General features: G+C 75.1%; 14 protein-coding genes. 4 read left to right on the top strand and 10 right to left on the bottom strand.

What is annotated here, in order from left to right:
* Nucleotides 1–6: 6 nt before the first annotated feature.
* The 4 genes from QSK52_RS06775 to QSK52_RS06760 form a co-directional block, all read right to left on the bottom strand.
* On the bottom strand, nt 7–1,092 hold the full coding sequence (locus QSK52_RS06775) for a YlbL family protein (protein ID WP_285734694.1): 1,086 nt from the start codon (nt 1,090–1,092) through the stop codon (nt 7–9).
* 114 nt (nt 1,093–1,206) lie between these two features.
* Nucleotides 1,207–1,374 carry a hypothetical protein gene (locus tag QSK52_RS06770; protein ID WP_285734692.1) on the bottom strand — a complete coding sequence of 56 codons (168 nt, stop codon included), beginning with the start codon at nt 1,372–1,374 and terminating at the stop codon, nt 1,207–1,209.
* Nucleotides 1,375–1,534: 160 nt separating this feature from the next.
* Nucleotides 1,535–1,975, bottom strand: coding sequence for a molybdenum cofactor biosynthesis protein MoaE (locus QSK52_RS06765; RefSeq protein ID WP_285734691.1), 441 nt, complete (start codon nt 1,973–1,975; stop codon nt 1,535–1,537).
* 87 nt (nt 1,976–2,062) lie between these two features.
* Complete coding sequence (locus tag QSK52_RS06760) at nt 2,063–3,211, bottom strand: NAD-dependent epimerase/dehydratase family protein (protein ID WP_435053177.1); 1,149 nt, start codon at nt 3,209–3,211, stop codon at nt 2,063–2,065.
* A 191-nt stretch (nt 3,212–3,402) separates the two neighbouring features.
* Between QSK52_RS06760 and QSK52_RS06755 the strand changes: the two genes are divergently transcribed.
* On the top strand, nt 3,403–4,992 hold the full coding sequence (locus QSK52_RS06755; RefSeq protein ID WP_285734686.1) for a zinc-dependent metalloprotease: 1,590 nt from the start codon (nt 3,403–3,405) through the stop codon (nt 4,990–4,992).
* Nucleotides 4,989–5,558 carry an NUDIX hydrolase gene (locus QSK52_RS06750; protein ID WP_285734684.1) on the top strand — a complete coding sequence of 190 codons (570 nt, stop codon included), beginning with the start codon at nt 4,989–4,991 and terminating at the stop codon, nt 5,556–5,558. Before QSK52_RS06755 ends, QSK52_RS06750 begins: the two co-directional genes overlap by 4 nt.
* A gap of 90 nt (nt 5,559–5,648) precedes the next feature.
* Here QSK52_RS06750 and QSK52_RS06745 read toward each other — a convergent pair whose 3' ends face one another.
* The gene (locus QSK52_RS06745; protein ID WP_285735082.1) at nt 5,649–6,176 is read right to left on the bottom strand and encodes a M48 metallopeptidase family protein; all 528 of its coding nucleotides are present in this window, start codon (nt 6,174–6,176) and stop codon (nt 5,649–5,651) included.
* Nucleotides 6,177–6,637: 461 nt separating this feature from the next.
* Between QSK52_RS06745 and QSK52_RS06740 the strand changes: the two genes are divergently transcribed.
* Both QSK52_RS06740 and QSK52_RS06735 read left to right on the top strand, forming a co-directional pair.
* The gene (locus QSK52_RS06740) at nt 6,638–7,747 is read left to right on the top strand and encodes a ThiF family adenylyltransferase (RefSeq protein WP_285734682.1); all 1,110 of its coding nucleotides are present in this window, start codon (nt 6,638–6,640) and stop codon (nt 7,745–7,747) included.
* A 292-nt stretch (nt 7,748–8,039) separates the two neighbouring features.
* On the top strand, nt 8,040–9,380 hold the full coding sequence (locus QSK52_RS06735; RefSeq protein WP_285734679.1) for an ABC1 kinase family protein: 1,341 nt from the start codon (nt 8,040–8,042) through the stop codon (nt 9,378–9,380).
* A gap of 505 nt (nt 9,381–9,885) precedes the next feature.
* Here the strand turns inward: QSK52_RS06735 and QSK52_RS06730 are convergent.
* From QSK52_RS06730 to QSK52_RS06710, 5 genes are all read right to left on the bottom strand, one after another.
* Complete coding sequence (locus tag QSK52_RS06730; protein ID WP_285734677.1) at nt 9,886–10,956, bottom strand: phosphotransferase; 1,071 nt, start codon at nt 10,954–10,956, stop codon at nt 9,886–9,888.
* A gap of 276 nt (nt 10,957–11,232) precedes the next feature.
* The gene (locus QSK52_RS06725) at nt 11,233–11,478 is read right to left on the bottom strand and encodes a hypothetical protein (protein WP_033212161.1); all 246 of its coding nucleotides are present in this window, start codon (nt 11,476–11,478) and stop codon (nt 11,233–11,235) included.
* A gap of 164 nt (nt 11,479–11,642) precedes the next feature.
* Nucleotides 11,643–12,011, bottom strand: coding sequence for a WhiB family transcriptional regulator (locus tag QSK52_RS06720; RefSeq protein WP_285734674.1), 369 nt, complete (start codon nt 12,009–12,011; stop codon nt 11,643–11,645).
* A gap of 171 nt (nt 12,012–12,182) precedes the next feature.
* Nucleotides 12,183–12,599, bottom strand: coding sequence for a hypothetical protein (locus tag QSK52_RS06715; protein ID WP_285734672.1), 417 nt, complete (start codon nt 12,597–12,599; stop codon nt 12,183–12,185).
* A gap of 159 nt (nt 12,600–12,758) precedes the next feature.
* On the bottom strand, nt 12,759–15,059 hold the full coding sequence (locus QSK52_RS06710; protein ID WP_435053176.1) for an ATP-dependent DNA helicase UvrD2: 2,301 nt from the start codon (nt 15,057–15,059) through the stop codon (nt 12,759–12,761).
* Nucleotides 15,060–15,173: the final 114 nt, after the last annotated feature.

The following is a 15,173-nucleotide window of genomic DNA, read 5'->3' as shown; positions in this document are numbered from 1 at the left end:
CTGCCGCTACTTGCCGCAGCTGGGCAGGGCCGCCCTGTCGCCGCTGCGGATGCTGTCGAGCGCCTTCACCGCGCCGTCCAGGTTCTCGACCTTGACCAGGGTGAGGCCGGAGGGGGTGCCCTTGGTCGCCTCGGCGCAGTTGTCCGCGGGGGTGAAGAAGTACTCGGCGCCCTTGTCGCGGGCGGCGATCAGCTTCATCTGGATGCCGCCGATCGGGCCGACCGCGCCGTCGTCGTCGATGGTGCCGGTGCCTGCCACGAACTTGCCGCCGGTGAGGTCGGTGGGGGTCAGCTTGTCGACGATGCCGAGCGCGAACATCAGCCCGGCGCTGGGGCCGCCGACGTCCTGCAGACCGATGTCGATCTTGAACGGGTAGACGTGGTCGACGCTGGGCGTGATCCCGACGACCGCCCGCTCGGGGCCCTCGTCGTCCGACTTCGCGGTGACCACCGGCACCTGCACCTCGTCCGCCGGGTCCGGCGTCGCGCTGGCCTTGGCGTGCGGGACGACGGTGAAGACCACGCTCTCGCCGGGCTTGTGCCTGGTCACCTGCTCGGCGACCTGCGCCCGGTCGGTGATGGCGACCCCGTCCACCGCGACGATCTGGTCGCCGGCGTGCAGCTTGCCCTCGGCGGGCCCGCCCGCGCTCACCGCGGAGACGATGACCTCGGTGCCGACCGGGATGTTCAGCTGCTTGAGGGCCGCGGTCTTGGCGCTGTCCTCGGAGGAGGCGAACTGCTCCGCGTTCTCCTGCTGGGCCTCCTGGTCGGTCTGGCCCTGCGGGTAGACGTTGTCGTGCGGGACGACCAGGACGTCGTCCCGGACCCAGCCGACGATCGCCGAGACCAGGCTGGGCTGGTAGTTCGCCCCGGTGACCTGGACGGTGGTCATGTTCAGGTGCCCGCTGGTCGGGTAGGTCTCGTGCCCGGTGATGGTGATCACCGGGGTGCCCGTCTTGTCCTGCACGCCGAGGGTGTTGTACGTCGGCCCGGGGCTCATCTCGGTGAACGGCACCTTGAACAGGACCGAGGCGCAGAGCAGACCTATCAGCAGCAGGGTGGCGGCGAGCATCGTCGCCGATCGGCGTGGCATGCCACGACAGTACGGGAAGTGCGGGACGGGGTGTAGCGCCGGACCGCGCCCCGCACCGCCGATCGGGGCGGGGGCGGGACGGGGCCGCGACGGGCCCGTCCCGCTCCCCCGCGGTCAGTCGCGGACGCCGGTACTGCGCTCCATCGCGGCGCGGAAGCGCTCGTGCTCGGCGAGCGAGGACGGGTCGGTCATGGCACGGGGCGGGCGGGCGGCCCAGGTGGCCCAGACCGCGGCCAGGACCCCGGCCACCACAGGAATGATCAACCAGGCGAGCGCAGCCATCTTCGAACTCCCCACAGGCTCGTCATGCGTATCAGCAGATTAACCGCCTGCAGAGGGAACGGCGCGCCCGGCATCCGGGTTACGGGACGGGCCCGGTCTTCACCGTGAGGAGGTACCGCCGAACGGGGAACGAGCGGCGCCCCGCACGGACACGGGGGCCTCAGCAGGAGCCCGCGCCGACCCACTCCTCCTCGCCGTCGGTGAAGACCTGGTGCTTCCAGATCGGCACCTCGTGCTTGAGGTCGTCGATCAGCCGCCGGGAGGCCGCGAACGCCTCGCCGCGGTGCGGGCAGGACACCGCGACGATCACCGCGACGTCCCCGATCTCCAGCCGGCCGGTGCGGTGCACCGCGGCCAGCGCCCGGACCGGGAAGTCCGCGCAGACCTTCTCGGCGATCCGGCGCAGCTCGCGCAGGGCGGTCGGGTGGGCGCTGTACTCCAGCGCGGCGACCGGCTTGCCGCCGTCGTGGTCGCGGACCGTGCCGACGAACAGGGTGGTGCCGCCGGCCGCGTCGTCGCCGACCGCGGCGTGGACCTCGTCCAGCGAGAGCGGGGTCTCGCGGACGGCGAGCAGGCGGATCGGGTCGTGGTTCTCGGACATGCCCACCATCATTCCGCATCTCCGTCGACCGGCCGCAAGGATTTTCGTATCACGATGCGGTAATTCCGTGATGCGAAAAGACGGTGATCAGATCCGGCGGTGCCTGCGGGCCCGGCGCACCAGCGCGGCGGTGCCGATCAGCGCGACCGTCGCCCCCGCCGCGCCCAGGCTGGTCGCGGCCTCCTTGCCGCCCAGCCGGCGCCCGGCCACCGCGTGCTTGCCCGACACCTGGGCCAGCAGCTCGGCCAGCACCTCCTCGTTGGTGTACCGCGGCCGCCAGCCCGCCTCGTGCAGGCGGCTGCCGGACACCACCCACGGGTACATGGTGTACGCCAGGTCCCCGGCCGGGGCCGGGGTCAGGCCCAGCCGGTGCAGCCGGGCCGCGGTGCCCAGGGCCAGCGAGGCGGGCAGCTCCATCCGGCGGATCCCGGACAGCTCCTCCACGTCCTCCTGCTCCAGCCAGCCGTCGCAGCCGACCGTCACCTCGCCCTCCACCAGCCCGAGCGCCGCGTACTCCAGCGCCGCCGCCAGGTCGTCCAGGTGGCAGAACTGCCAGCACGGCCGGGAGCCCGCCACCACCAGCAGCCGCGGGGCCTCGAAGTGCCGGGTCAGCACGGTGTCGATGCCGGGGCCGACCACCACCGCCGGGCGCAGCACGGTGATCTGCAGCCCGGGGTGGGCGCGCGGGGCGCGCCGGGCGAGGCGCTCGATCTCCAGCAGGTCGCCGACCAGCGAGGCCTCCTCGGTGGCCCGCAGCTCGGAGTCCTCGGCCAGCGGGACCTCGTTGTCGGGCAGCGCCCCGTAGACCATCGCGGAGGTGCACAGCACCACCCGGTGCACCCCGGCGGCCGCGGCGGCGGTCACCACGGTCTGCGCGCCGCGCACGTTGTACGCGCTGCGGGTGCGCGGGTCGGACTCCATGCCGAGGTCCATCGCCAGGTGCACCACCACGTCCACCCCGGCCAGCCGCTCGGCCACCGCCGGGTCGCGCACGTCCAGCACCCGCCACTGCACGCCGGGCACCTCGCCGCGCCGCTCGTCCACCGCCAGCACCCGGCGCACGTGCGGGGAGTCCACCAGGCGCTGCGCGACGCGCTCGCCGAGCACGCCCGCCGCCCCGGTGACGGCCACGGTCAGCGGCCTGCCGCCGTAGGCTGGAGTCGGCGATCCGGCGTCGGTCGGCACGCCCTCGCCCTCGGTCAGCCCAGAGCGAACGTCCGAAGGCGGGGAACTCACCGGCCATCCTCCACGGTTAGCTTAAGTGCGGACGTACGAGTGTCACGCACTCGACCATCCTGCCCGAGGCTCGGCCCCGGCGGTGCACCCGGCGCGGTCGCCGCGAGACCATTGAAACCGCTCGGAGCCCCCGGGCGGCAGACTTTCCCGCCACACCACCCGCGTGACGGCCGATCAGATCGAGGACCCCCGTGAGCGACCTCCCCTTCGGATTCGGCGTTCCCCCCGAGGAGCCCGAGGACGGCAAGAACAAGGGCAAGAAGGACGGCGAGCAGGGCGACTCGACCCCGCAGCAGCCCTTCGGCTTCGGCACCGGGAACCCCTTCGGGGCGCTCTTCGGCGCGGGCGGCCCCGGCGGCCAGGGCGGGGACAACCCGTTCGCCGCGATGATGGGCGGCTTCAACCCCAACGACCTCGGCGCCGCGTTCCAGCAGCTCGGGCAGATGCTCTCCTTCGAGGGCGGCCCGGTGAACTGGGAGCTCGCCAAGAACATCGCCCGGCAGACCGTCGTCGCCGAGCAGCCCGAGGGGAGGAGCAAGGACCGCTCGGTCGGCGCGGCCGAGCGCACCGCCGTCACCGAGGCCGTCCGGCTCGCCGACCTCTGGCTGGACTCCGCCACCGAGTTCCCCTCCACCTCCTCCGCCGCGGTCGCCTGGAGCCGCGCCGAGTGGATCGAGGCCACCCTCCCGGTCTGGAAGGACCTGGTCGACCCGGTCGCCGAGCGGGTCGGCAACGCCATGGGCGGCGTGCTGCCCGAGGAGATGCAGGCCATGGCCGGGCCGCTGATGGGCATGATGCGCTCGATGGGCGGCGCCATGTTCGGCACCCAGATCGGGCAGGCGCTCGGCGCGCTCGCCGCCGAGGTGCTCGGCTCCACCGACGTCGGCCTGCCGCTGGCCCCCGCCGGGAAGGCCGCACTGCTGCCGCAGAACGTCGCCGAGTTCGGCGAGGGCCTGAACGTGCCCGCCGAGGAGGTCCGGCTCTACCTCGCCCTGCGCGAGGCCGCCCACCAGCGCCTGTTCGCCCACGTGCCGTGGCTGCGGGCGCACCTGTTCGGCGCCGTCGAGGCGTACGCCCGCGGCATCAAGGTCGACACCTCGCGGATGGAGGAGCTCGTCGGCCAGATCGACCCGGCCAACCCGGAGGCCCTCCAGGAGGCGCTGGCCGGCGGCCTGCTCCAGCCCGAGGACACCCCCGAGCAGAAGGCCGCGCTGGCCCGGCTGGAGACCGCGCTCGCCCTGGTCGAGGGCTGGGTCGACGCCGTGGTGCACACCGCCGCCGCCCCGCACCTGCCGCACGCCGCCGCCCTGCGCGAGACGCTCCGCCGCCGCCGCGCCTCCGGCGGCCCCGCCGAGCAGACCTTCGCCACCCTGGTCGGCCTCGAACTGCGCCCCCGCCGCCTGCGCGACGCCTCCCGCCTGTGGGCCTCGCTCGCCGACGCCCGCGGCGTCGAGGGCCGGGACGCGCTGTGGAGCCACCCCGACATGCTGCCCACCGCCGCCGACCTGGACGACCCGGACGGCTTCGTGCACCGCGACACCGCGCCGGTGACCGAGGGCGGGTTCGACTTCGACGCGCTCGACAGGCTGCTCGGCGAGGCGGCGGGCGGGGGCGCGACCGGCGGTGCGACCGGCGGCGGCAAGGCGGACCTGACGAAGGACGCCGAGGGCGCCTCGTCGGACGACGCCCCGAAGACCGCTCCGGGCGAGGCTGCCGAGGACGGCGGGGGTGCCGAGGACGGCGAGGGCGGCGAGCAGGGGCCGGAGGGCACCGCCAAGTGACCGCGACCGCCCTGCACGAGGACGCCGTCCGCGCCCTGACCGACTGGACGCCCGACGGAGCCGACCAGGACGGGCTGCGCCGCGACTACCTGGCCCACCTGGCCGACCGCCCCGACGGCATGTGGCGGGCCTGCCTGCCCGGGCACGTCACCGCCAGCGCCCTGGTGGTCGACCCCGAGGGCGGGCGGGTGCTGCTCACCCTGCACCCGAAGGTCGGGCGGTGGCTGCAGATGGGCGGCCACTGCGAGCCCGGCGACGCCACGCTGGCCGCGGCCGCGCTGCGCGAGGCCGTCGAGGAGTCCGGCATCGCGGACCTCTCCCTGCTCGCCACCGACGGCCGCACCGCGCCCGTGAAGCTGGACCGGCACCAGGTCCGCTGCGCCGGGAAGGACCGGCCGGAGAACACCCACCTGGACGTGCAGTACGTGGCCCTGGCCCCGGCCGGGGCGCGCGAGCTGATCAGCGAGGAGTCGCTGGACCTGCGCTGGTTCGGCTGGGACGCGCTGCCGGCCGACACCGACCGCTCGGTGCGCGACCTGGTGGCGCGGGCCCGCACGCTGCTCTGATCCGCTCCGCCACCGGCCCCGGTCACCGCTCGAAGCGGCCGGGGCCGCGCCGTCACCCGCCACCCGTCGTCCGGGGGCGCGGGCTCGGGCTCAGGTGGTGCGGGCGGGCGGGAGGTGCGGCAGCCGGGCCGCGGAGGCGACACCCTCCAGGTAGCCGCGGGCCCGCTCGGTGCGCGGGTAGGCGTCCAGCAGGGCCCAGAACCGGGGGCCGTGGTCGGGGACCAGCAGGTGCGCCAGCTCGTGCAGCAGCACGTAGTCGACCACGTACTCGGGCATGCCCTGGAGCCGGTGGGAGAGCCGGATGGTGCGCTCGCTGGGGGTGCAGGAGCCCCAGCGGGAGTTCTGGTTGGTGACCCAGCGGACCTGCTCGGGGACGGCCCGGCCGTCCAGGTAGAGCCGGGAGAGCTCGCGGGCCCGGGACTGCAGGGCCTCGTCGCCGAGCATCCGGCGGCTCTCCTGCGCGGCCAGCTTGTCGAGCATCTGCGCCACCCAGCGCTGCTCCTCGGCGTGCGACATCCGGGCCGGGATCAGCACCACGGTGCGGTCGCCCTCGCGGTAGGCGGAGACGGTGCGGCTGCGGCGGGCGCTGCGGCGGACCTCGACCTTGCTGCGGTCGATGCCGGGGTGCTCGGGCGGGCGGGCCGGGTCGGGTGCGCGGCCCGGGCCGGGGGCGCGGCGCGGATCGGACGCGCGGCGCGGATCGAGCGAGCGGCGCGGGTCGGACGCGCGCTCGCGGTCGGAGGTGTACTCGCGGTCGGCCCCGGTGCTGGCGTGCGCACCCGGCGCCGCGGCCGCCGGTCCGGAGGCTGCCCGGGCGCGCCGACGCGACGCCGACCGGTGGGAGTCCCGTTCGGCTGCCATGGCACAGGACGTTACCCCGTCCCCGTGACAGAAGTCCGGCACCGGGGCGGCGCGGCACCCGGGACCACCCGGGCGCGTTGTCCACAGGCTGTGCACAGTGATGAGCGGATCGTCCTACCGGGGCTGTGGACAACGGATTTCCGCACGTCCGGACGGGCGGGCAAGCTGCGGTCACCAGCGATCCCGACGCCGGGATCCCGACCCTGGGAGGAACCCGCATGCGCCCCGTGATCAAGCCCGCCCTGTCCCGGCTCTGGCGGGAGAAGCAGACCCTGCAGTTCGGCACCGTGCGGCGGCACGCCCGGCTGATCGAGGGCGTCGACCGGAGACTGGCCGGTTTCCTGGAGCTGGTCGACGGCAGCCGGGACGGCCCCGCGGTGATCGCCGCCGGGCAGCGGCTCGGCCTGAGCGCCGAGTACTGCCAGGCGGTGCTCGACTCGCTCGGCAGCAGCGAACTGCTGGACGACGCCCAGGCCCTGCGGGACGTGCTGGAGCTGTACCCACCGGCCCGGCGCGACCTGCTCGGCCCCGACCTGGCCTCGCTCTCCCTGGTGCACCCGGCACCGGGCGAGGCCGCGGCCGTGCTGCACGGGCGGGCCCGGGCCCGGGTCGAGGTGCGCGGGGCCGGGCGGGTCGGGGCCGCCGTCGGGGCCGCGCTGGCGGCCGGCGGGATCGGCGAGGTCGCGGTGCTGGACCGCGGCCGGGTCGCCGCCCGGGACTGCGCGCCCGGCGGCCTCCCGCCGGGCGACATCGGGCGGCTGCGCACCACCGCCGCCCGCGAGCTGGTGCACCGCGCCACCGGCGCCCCGGTCGGCGAGCGCTACCGGCGGCCGCCCGCCGCTCCCCCGCCGCCCACCCTGGTGGTGCTCGCCCCGCGGGACGGCTCCGCCGCCTACACCGGGGCCGCCGTCGACGCCCAGGAGCTGATGCGGGCCGGCATCCCGCACCTGTACACGGGGGTGCTCGAACACCTCGGCGTGGTCGGCCCGTTGGTCGTCCCGGGCGCCTCCGCCTGCGGCAGCTGCGCCACCCTGGCCCGGCGCGACGAGGACGAGGCCTGGCCGCGGCTGCTGGCCCAGCTGATCGACGAGGGCCCCGGCCGGGCCCGCCTCCCGGCCTGCGACGGCGCGGTGGCGGCCGCGGTCGCCGGGCTCGCCGCCCTGCACGTCCAGCTGTACCTGGACGGGGCGCCGCCGCCGAGCGTGGACGGCTGGTGCGAGCTGTCCGCCGCCGACGGCATGGTGCGGCGGCTGCGGCTGCGCAGCCACCCGGACTGCGGTTGTCTGTGGCAGTCCTCCGCACCGGGGCGAGCGGGCACAATGGCCTAGGACGAGCCCTGGGCCCGTCCGGTGGTCCACGACCGATCCGCCCGCCGCCGCCCGCCCGGGGCACCGACCCCGGCCGGGTGGCGGTGCCCGGCGGCGGCGGGGCTGCCGGGCCGGGCTCCGGGACGCCGCTGTACCGACCGCCGGCGGGGCGCCGGTCGGTCCGGAGGATCAGGAGGTCCGGTGAGCGATCTACCGCGCAAGGCAGGATCCGGCACGGCACGGCCGGTCGCCCGCCCACGCGCCGGGGCGGCCCCGGCCGGCACCGGCCGCACCGACCGGACGGGGGCGGCGGATGTCTGAGATGCCGCGCAAGGCGGTCTCCCGGACGGCCCGGCTGGCGGCGCTGCCGCTGAGCTTCGCCGGGCGGGCCACCCTCGGCCTGGGCAAGCGCCTGGGCGGGCGGCCCGCGGAGGAGGTCGCGGCCGAGCTGCAGGCCCAGACCGCCGAGCAACTCTTCGCGACCCTCGGCAAGTTGAAGGGGGGCGCGATGAAGTTCGGGCAGGCCATGTCGGTCTTCGAGTCCGCCCTCCCGGAGGACGTCGCGGGCCCCTACCGGGCCGCGCTCACCAAACTCCAGGAGTCCGCCCCGGCGATGCCGACCCGCACCGTGCACGCGGTGCTCGCCGACGACCTCGGGGCCGACTGGGCCGACCGCTTCCGGTCCTTCTCCGACCAGCCGTCCGCCGCCGCCTCGATCGGCCAGGTGCACCGCGCCGTCTGGAAGGACGGACGGGACGTCGCGGTCAAGATCCAGTACCCGGGCGCGGGCGACGCCCTGCTCAGCGACCTCGGCCAACTCTCCCGGCTGGCCCGGGTGCTGGGCCCGCTGATCCCGGGCGTGGACATCAAGCCGCTGATCGCCGAACTGCGCGAGCGGGTCACCGAGGAGCTCGACTACCGGCTGGAGGCGGAGTCCCAGCAGGTGCACGCCGAGGAGTTCACCGGGGACGCCGACATCCTGGTGCCCCGGGTGGTCGCCCAGTCCGGGCGGGTGCTGGTCACCGAGTGGCTGGAGGGCAAGCCGCTCTCCCAGGTCGTCTCGGACGGCACCCGCACCGAGCGCGACCGGGCCGGGCAGCTGCTCGCCCGCTTCCTGTTCGCCGGCCCGACCCGCACCGGCCTGCTGCACGCCGACCCGCACCCCGGCAACTTCCGCCTGGTCAAGACCGGTCGCAGCGCGGCCAGTTGGAAGCTCGGCGTGCTCGACTTCGGTACCGTCGACCGCCTCCCCGGCGGCCTGCCCCTCCCGATCGGCACCTCGCTGCGGCTGGCCCTGGCCGGTGACGCGGCGGCGGTGTACGACCTGCTCCGGCAGGAGAACTTCATCCGCTCCGGCATCACCCTCGACCCGGACGCGGTGCTCGACTACCTGCTCCCGATCATCGAGCCCACCCGCGCCGAGCAGTTCACCTTCAGCCGCGACTGGATGCGCACCCAGGCCGCCCGGATCGCCGACCCGCGCTCCCCCGCCTACAACCTCGGCAAGCGGCTCAACCTCCCGCCCTCCTACCTGCTGATCCACCGGGTCACCCTCTCCACCATCGGCGTCCTGTGCCAGCTCGGCGCCACCGTCCGCCTGCACGAGGAACTGGTCCGCTGGCTGCCCGGCTTCGCCGACCCGGAGACCTACTGACCGGCCGGGCCGCGGCGTTGCGGCACGAGCGCCCCGGGCCGGGCCGGGCCGCCGAGCGCCTTGCCCGGCCCGGGCGGGCGAGGCACGCTGGGCGCTCCTGACGAGAGGGGCGAGGGTTGTCGGACCAGGTGCGGATGGACCAGGCGCGGGCGGAGAACCACGCCCGGTGGGACCGGCCGTTCCCGGTGCGGTACCTCCTCGTCGCCGAGGACCGGGACGGCCACGACGGGCACCTGCTCGGCCGGTGCGCGGCCGTCGAGGGCCTGTTCACCGACCCGCCCCCGCCGCCGCGCGAGGTGCTGGTCATGCGCGGCTGCCCGCCGGGGGTGGCGGCCGGGTGGCTCGGGTCGGCCTGCATCGAGGGGCGGACCGGCTCCGGGCGGGAGTTGGCCGCGGAGAACGACCAGGCCACCGGCCCCGGTTACCCGGAGGACGTGGCCCGGATGCCGGAGCGGTACGGGGTGACGTCGTCCGGGCCTGAGCGGTCCGGCCCGGCCCGGGGCCGTCAGGTCCGTTCGGTGGTGAGCGGGCCCGCGGCGGGCCAGGTGGTGCGGGCGCGGGCGGCGAGGGTGGCGCAGAAGCGGCCGAAGACGGGGAGGGCGGTGTCGGCGTCGGCCAGTTCGGCGACCGCCCGGAGGCGGTGCAGGAGGCGGCGGCGGGCGGTGGCGTTGCCCCAGGTCCAGTCGCCGTGGTGGAGCCGGGCCAGGTGGTCGGCGGTGCCGCGTTCGGCCGCGGGGACGAGGGCGTCGCCGCGGATCAGCCAACCCGCGCAGGCGTCGGCGAGTTCGGCGGCGCCGGCCGCTTCGGTACCGGTGGCCGCGCGCCAGGCCGTGCGGTAGGCGGCCTCGGCGTCGGCCAGTTCGGCGGCGGGCTGGGTGGTGGAGCACCAGCAGGTGGGGAAGCCGATCCGCAGGTAGGCGAACTCGACCGCGCCGGGGCCGAGCGCGGACTGCTCGAAGTCGACGAACCGGACGCCGTCGGCGGTGTGCAGGTCGTTGCCGGGGCAGGGGTCGCCGTGCAGCAGCGCGTGCCGGACGGGGGTGGCGGAGAGCCGGTCGACCAGGGCCTCGGCCTCGGCGCGGGCGCCGGGCGGGGCGGGCACGTCGAGGGTCCGGGCCAGCGCGATGAAGCAGCCGAGGTCGCGTTCGGTCGGGCCGGTCCAGGCGGGCAGGTCGGTGCCGGGGGCCGTCCCGGCGAGGTCGTCGAGGTCGGCGGGGGCGCTCGCGTGCAGCCCGGCGAGCGCGGTGGCGTAGTCGGTCCGCCAGCCGGGGCCGGGGGTGCGGTCCTCCAGGCGCTCCAGCACCAGCAGCCGGTTGGCCGGGTCGGTGGCGATCAGCGCGGGCACCACCGGTCGGCCGGGGCGGCCGGGCCGGGCGGCGAGGGCCAGTGCGGCGGCCTCGCGGGCGTAGCGCTGTTCGGCGCCGGGCGAGTCGACGAGTTGCTTCACCACCACCGGGCGGCCGGAGAGTTCGGCCCGCCAGACCCGGGAGCGCGGGCTGCTGACCAGGCGGCGGACCTTGCGCGGCGGGCCGAGGACGGTGCGCAGTTTCTCGCCGAGCGGGAGGGAGGGCCACATGGCGCCCATCCTTGCACGATCCATTCGAATGGCGAACAGCCGTGCGGAAGTGCGGTTTTAGGGCCGGGGAATGAATGCGACGGAACGGGGCAGACGGTGCCCGGGTTCGCCCAGGGGTCGTTCCGGCCCCGCTCCGCACCCGCCCGGCGGGCGGTGGGAAGAGCGGTGCCGGAACGCGCCGACGGCCGGCTCCCCGGGTGCGGGGAGCCGGCCGTCGGCGTTCAGGGGTGGGTCACCGGCGGGGCCTCACGGCCGACCGGCGGGGTGGTGCATCCGTCACATCAGGGCGACGGCGAGGGCCTTGCGGGCGCGCAGGGAGGCACGTTCGGCCTTGCGGCGCAGTCGCGCCGCGCGCATCACCCGCAGGCCGAGGCGTTGCTCCTCGGCCTCGTGGAGGCGTTGCTGCATATGCGCACGCGCCAGGGATTCTTGGAGGAGATTCATCTCGAGGGTCCTGTTCTGGATCTGGAGTTCAGTGGTCTGCTCGGAGCGGACGGTCGGATCGATGCCGGCGGGGTTCATGTGGTGGTCCTGCTCGTGGTGCGTGCTCGGGAAGGGACGGGTCAGTTCTGCGTCGGCCTTGGCGGCCGCGATGCGTACCGAGTGGCGCAGAGCGGTGTCCAGCGGGGGCTGCTCTCCCCTGCGGACGGCTCCGTTGCCGCTGCGGACGGCCGTGGCTGCGGGGTTCACGCCATGACCTCGGTCTTGCGCGGACGGCCACGCGGACGCTTCCGGGCGACGACGACGCCCTGGACGAAGAGCTCGCCGCCCCAGACGCCCCACGGCTCGCGGCGCTCGATGGCACCGGTGAGACAGGCGGCCTTCACGGGGCAGGTGCCACACAGGGACTTGGCGTACTCGACATCGGCGGGGGTCTCCGCGAAGAAGACCTCCGGGTCGAAGGCCCGGCACGGGATCGGGAGCCCGAGCGAGTCAGCCTCGTCGATGGCGGTGAGCTGCATGAGTGTTACCTCCGGGGGGTCGGCCTGGTCGGCCTTGACGGTCTTGTCGGTCGGTACGGACGGGAGGGGCGGCGGTGTGATGACCGTGGACACTGTGGGCGTCTTCCTCGTCTTCGATGTGGATCCGGCCGTTCCGTCGTTCGGATCGGTCCGGAGGCCCCGGAGGGCCTGGGTGGGTCTTGCGTACCGGACAAAACAGAAGGGCCGCGGAACCCGGTTGCTGGGTTTCCGCGGCCCTGGAGGCACCGCCCGTGACTGACTCAGTCAGGGTCGTTCGCTCCAGGGTCCAGGCCCGCGAAAAGCCTGCTTCCGGCCGGCTCCGGCGCCGCGAACGGCGGCCTCGGCCAGGGAGATCTGCTGGTCCTGCTTGTTGGTTCCGGCACCGGAGGCGGCCGCATAGCGCCCATGCAGGGCCTCTGCCGCTACTGCCTTCGGTGCCTGGGTCGGTCGCTCGTCGGACAGCGAAATGCCGTCGCCGAACATCGCCCAGTCACGGGACAGACCTGCCTCGACACGGGTGCCCTCAGCATTGCCCAGATCACTGACAAGGCAGTGCTCGGACAGCTGGACCCCGGCGTTGCCGCCGGCCGTGCCAAGACCCAGACCCGACGCGCTGACGCGCGAGGGCATGGCGAGGGTGGTCATCAGGTCGGTCACTTTGGTGATCATCTTGGTCTCCACTGAACTCGCCTCCTCTCGGCGTCTCGCGGAGCCCGGTCGCCCGGGCTCCGATATCTGGTTGATGGTCAGCGCACGCAGAAACAAGCCCTCTGCGAGCTTCGCGGCCTCGTCCCCTTGACCGCTCCGGCAGGCTATTGCGCCGTACACGCGGCGCGCAAACTATTTTTCCGGCGAGTTCTCAGCCTCGTTCTCAGCCTTGTTCCCGGCTTCGCTCTCGACCTCGCCCTCGGACGGGGCGGGCACCGGCTCCCGGTCGGTCTCCCCCACCGGCTCCGGACTCTCCCCCGCACACAACAACAGCACGTCGGCGCCGTACTTGTCCAGCTTCATGGCGCCCACTCCCGAGATCCGGGACAACTCCGCGAGGCTGCCCGGCACGTCCTCCGCGATGGCGGTCAGGGTGGCGTCGGTGAACACCACGTAGGCCGGGGCGCCCTGCTCCTTGGCCTTGACCGAGCGCCACTCGCGCAGCCGCTCGTACAGCGCCTCGTCCATCGTGGAGGGGCAGTCCTCGCAGCGGCGGAGCTTGATCTCGCGGCCCTCGGTCAGCGTCCGGTCGCAGACCCGGCACTTGACCGGGCCGCGCGCCCGGCGCGCGGCGGAGCGCTCCGCGCCCGGCTCGACGCCCCCGCGCCCGCCGCGGGTGCGTGCGCCGGGGCTGCCGGAGCCGGGCCGCAGCCCGTCCAGGAAGCGGGTGGGCTTGCGGGAGGCGCGGCCGCCCGGGGAGCGGGAGAGCGACCAGGAGAGGGTGAGGAAGCGGCGGGCCCGGGTGACGCCGACGTACAGCAGGCGGCGCTCCTCCTCGATCTGCTCGTCGGTCTTGGCGTAGATGATCGGCAGCGTGCCCTCGCTCAGGCCGACCAGGAAGACCGCGTCCCACTCCAGGCCCTTGGCGGCGTGCAGCGAGGCCAGCGTGACGCCCTCGACGGCGGGGGCGTGCTGGGCGGCGGCCCGGGCGTCCAGCTCGGCGACGTAGGCCGCCAGGTCGGTGCGCTCGCCCGCGGCGGCGCGGGCGGCCTCGAACTCCTCGGCGAGCCGGACCAGCGCGTTCAGCGACTCCCAGCGCTCGCGGACGGCGCCGGAGCCGGCCGGCGGGGTGGCCGCGAAGCCCCGGGTGGCCAGCACGGCGCGGACCTGGGCGGCGAGGTCGGGCGCGCCGGAGGTCAGCGGGTCGTCGGCGGCCCGGGCGGCGCCCTTGAGCAGCACCCCGGCCTCGCGGACCTCGGGGCGCTCGAAGAACCGCTCGGCGCCCTTGAGCTGGTAGGCGATGCCGAGGTCGGCGAGGGCCTGCTCGTACACCTCGGACTGGCTGTTGGTGCGGAACAGCACCGCGACCTCGCTGGCCCGCACGCCGGTGCCGAGCAGGTCGCGGATCAGGCGGGCGGTGGACTCGGCCTCGGTCGGCTCGTCCTGGTACTCGCGGTAGACCGGCTCGGGGCCCGGCTCGCGCTGCGAGACCAGCTCCAGCCGGTGCTGGGCGGCCTGGCCGCGGGCCTGCGCGAGCAGCCCGTTGGCCAGGTGCACCACCTGCGGGGTGGAGCGGTAGTCCCGGACCAGCTTGACCACGGTGGCGCCGGGGTGCCGGTGCCGGAAGTTCAGCAGGTGGTCGGGGGTGGCGCCGGTGAAGGAGTAGATGGTCTGGCTGGCGTCGCCGACGACGCAGAGGCTGGCGCCGCCGTCGCCGCCCGTCCACTGCTCCAGCAGGCGCTGCTGGAGCGGGGAGACGTCCTGGTACTCGTCGACGGTGAAGTGCCGGTACTGGGAGCGGACCCGCTCGGCGACCTCCGGGCGCTCCTCCAGGATGGCGGCGGTGAGCAGCAGCACGTCCTCGAAGTCGATCACGTTGCGCTGCTGCTTGGCGGCCTCGTAGGCGGCGTAGACCCGGGAGACCTCCGCCGGGTCGCGCGGGGCCTCGCGGCCGGACTTGGCCAGGGCGGCCGGGTAGTCGTCGGGGACGACCTGGGTGACCTTGGCCCACTCGATCTCGGCCGTCAGGTCGCGCAGTTCGGTGCGCTGGACCCGCAGGCCGCTGCGGCCGGCCGCCTCGGCGACCAGCTGGACCTTGCGCTCCAGCAGCCGGGGGAACTCGCCGCCGACGGCGCGCGGCCAGAAGTACTGGAGCTGGCGCAGCGCGGCGGAGTGGAAGGTGCGGGCCTGCACGCCGTCCGCCCCGAGCTGGCGCAGGCGGCCGCGCATCTCGCCGGCCGCGCGGGCGGTGAAGGTCACGGCGAGGACCTGCGCGGGGTGGTAGACGCCGCTGCGCACGCCGTAGGCGATCCGGTGGGTGATGGCGCGGGTCTTGCCGGTGCCGGCCCCGGCCAGCACGCAGACCGGGCCGTGCAGGGCGGTGGCCACGGCGCGCTGCTCGGGGTCCAGCCCGGCCAGCACCGCGTCCGCTCCGACGGGGGCGTGGCCGTACTGCGCGTGCGGGTCGTCGAACCCGAGGAGGTCTTCCTGCATGCCCTCCATCCTCGCAGGCGCGCCGGACAGTTCGGACGGGCTTGTCCACAGGCGGCCCGTGATGGTCGGATCGTCGCACCACCACCCACCCCGGAATGGGCCCGGGCCGCCGGA

It is taken from the genome of Kitasatospora phosalacinea (genome assembly GCF_030268885.1).
Classification (GTDB): Bacteria; Actinomycetota; Actinomycetes; order Streptomycetales; family Streptomycetaceae; genus Kitasatospora; species Kitasatospora phosalacinea_C.
Note: the sequence above shows the minus strand (reverse complement) of the source record. Positions and strands in the feature narration are given on the sequence as shown.